This window comes from Mesorhizobium sp. M5C.F.Ca.IN.020.32.2.1 (assembly GCF_004023105.1).
GTDB lineage: Bacteria > Pseudomonadota > Alphaproteobacteria > Rhizobiales > Rhizobiaceae > Mesorhizobium > Mesorhizobium wenxiniae.
The window spans coordinates 1-2346 of the sequence record NZ_RZSX01000930.1; the positions used below are offsets into that span (position 1 = coordinate 1).

Consider the following 2346-nt stretch of genomic DNA (forward strand, 5'->3'; position numbering starts at 1 on the left):
CCGCCCGCCCAGCCGGTCGAGCCGGTCGCGGCGCAGCAGTTCGACCGCGGTGGCGATGACTGCGAAAATGGCCTTCTCCTGGCTATCAGGCGCGATCGGCGCGAAGCCATCAGCATATTCCTCTGATATGAAGGCGGTCGATATCAGCCCTTCCCGCCAGCGCGGATGCTGCATCAGCGCCGCCAGGAACGGCATGTTGTGCTCGATGCCGTCGACGACGAAGCTGTCGAGCGCCTCCGACATGGCGTTGATGGCGGCGAGCCGCGTCGGTGCCCAGGTGCACAGCTTGGCGACCATCGGATCATAGAACATCGAGATTTCCGAACCCTCGGTGACGCCGGTATCGTTTCGGACGACGACGTCGCCGAACCGTCCCTCTTCCGGTGGCCGGTATCTCGTCAGCCGGCCAATCGACGGCAGGAAATTGCGATACGGGTCCTCGGCGTAGAGCCGGCTTTCCACCGCCCAGCCGTTCAGCTTGACATCGCTTTGCTTGATAGCGAGCTTTTCGCCGGCAGCTATGCGGATCATCTGCTCGACCAGATCGATGCCGGTGACGAGCTCGGTTACCGGGTGCTCGACCTGCAATCGTGTATTCATTTCAAGGAAATAGAAGTTCTTTTCGCTGTCGACGATGAACTCAACCGTGCCGGCGCTCTGATAGTCGACCGCCCTGGCCAGCGCCACCGACTGCTCGCCCATGGCTTTCCGGGTCTTGGCGTCGAGGAAGGGCGAAGGCGCCTCTTCGACGATCTTCTGGTTGCGGCGCTGGATCGAGCATTCGCGCTCGCCGAGATAAAGCGCGTTGCCGTGCGCGTCGGCCAGCACCTGGATCTCGATGTGGCGCGGATTGACCACGAACTTCTCGATGAAGACGCGGTCGTCGCCGAACGAGCTTTTGGCCTCGGACCGCGCCCGGTCGAACCCGTCGCGCACCTCGGCCTTGCTCCAGGCGATGCGCATGCCCTTGCCGCCGCCACCGGCCGAGGCCTTGATCATCACGGGATAGCCGATCTCGCCGGCTATTTTCTCGGCATGACCGGCATTCTCGATGACCCCAAGCCAGCCGGGTACCGTCGATACGTTTGCAGCATTGGCGAATTTCTTCGATTCGATCTTATCGCCCATCGCCCTGATCGCTTTGGGTTTCGGGCCGATGAAGATGATGCCTTCTTTCTCCAACGCTTCACAGAAGGATGCGCGTTCGGACAAAAACCCGTAGCCGGGATGCACGGCTTCAGCACCGGTCGCCTTGCAGGCGGCGATGATATTCTCCGGCACCAGATAGCTCTGCGCGGCCGGCGAAGGCCCGATATGCACAGCCTCGTCGGCCATCTCGACATGCACGGCGTCGCGATCGGCATCCGAATAGACCGCGACGGTGGCGATGCCCATCTTGCGCGCCGTCTTGATGACGCGGCAGGCGATCTCGCCGCGATTGGCGATCAGGATTTTTGCGAACATGCGGGTTTTATTCCCTCGGCTGCCTTTCTTTTATGGGCTTCGCCCGGCCGGTCAAGGCAAGTTGGCGCATATCCCGGGCGCAAGTCGGCTGGCGCCGACCAAAACCCGGCCACGAACTGTCAATTCGTCCCATAGTCCAGCACCTGCAGATACGCTAATGCTCGGCCTCGATTGCAGATTTTGCCCTGAGAGGAGATTCCCGATGAAAACCCGTGCCGCTGTCGCTGTCGCCGCCGGAAAGCCGCTGGAGATCCTGGAAGTCGACCTCGAAGGCCCGCGCGACGGCGAGGTGCTGGTCGAGATCAAGGCGACCGGCATCTGCCACACCGACGAATTCACGCTGTCGGGCGCCGATCCTGAAGGCATTTTTCCGGCGATCCTCGGCCATGAAGGCGCCGGCATCGTCGTCGACGTCGGCAAGGGCGTCACCTCGGTCAAGAAGGGTGACCACGTCATCCCGCTCTACACGCCGGAATGCCGGCGATGCCCGTCCTGCCTGTCCAGAAAGACCAATCTGTGCACCGCGATCCGCGCCACGCAAGGGCAAGGCCTGATGCCGGACGGCTCGTCGCGCTTCTCGATCGGCAAGGACAAGATCTTCCACTATATGGGCTGCTCGACCTTCTCCAACTTCACCGTGCTGCCCGAGATCGCGGTGGCCAAAATCAATCCCGACGCGCCCTTCGACAAGATCTGCTACATCGGCTGCGGCGTCACCACCGGCATCGGCGCGGTGATCAACACCGCCAAGGTCGAGATCGGCGCCACGGCCGCCGTCTTCGGCCTCGGCGGCATCGGCCTCAACGTCATCCAGGGGCTGCGCCTTGCCGGCGCCGACATGATCATCGGCGTCGACCTGAACAACGACAAGAAGCCCTGGGG

At 62.6% G+C, this 2346-nt stretch carries 2 protein-coding genes; one reads left to right on the forward strand and one right to left on the reverse strand.

The annotated features are described in order from the left end of the window. A partial coding sequence (locus tag EOA86_RS31035) for an acetyl/propionyl/methylcrotonyl-CoA carboxylase subunit alpha (RefSeq protein ID WP_164892157.1) occupies positions 1-1464 on the reverse strand: 1464 nt, incomplete at its 3' end. 202 nt (positions 1465-1666) lie between these two features. Here EOA86_RS31035 and EOA86_RS31040 point away from each other — a divergent pair. Further along, a partial coding sequence (locus EOA86_RS31040) for an alcohol dehydrogenase catalytic domain-containing protein (protein ID WP_164892158.1) occupies positions 1667-2346 on the forward strand: 680 nt, incomplete at its 3' end.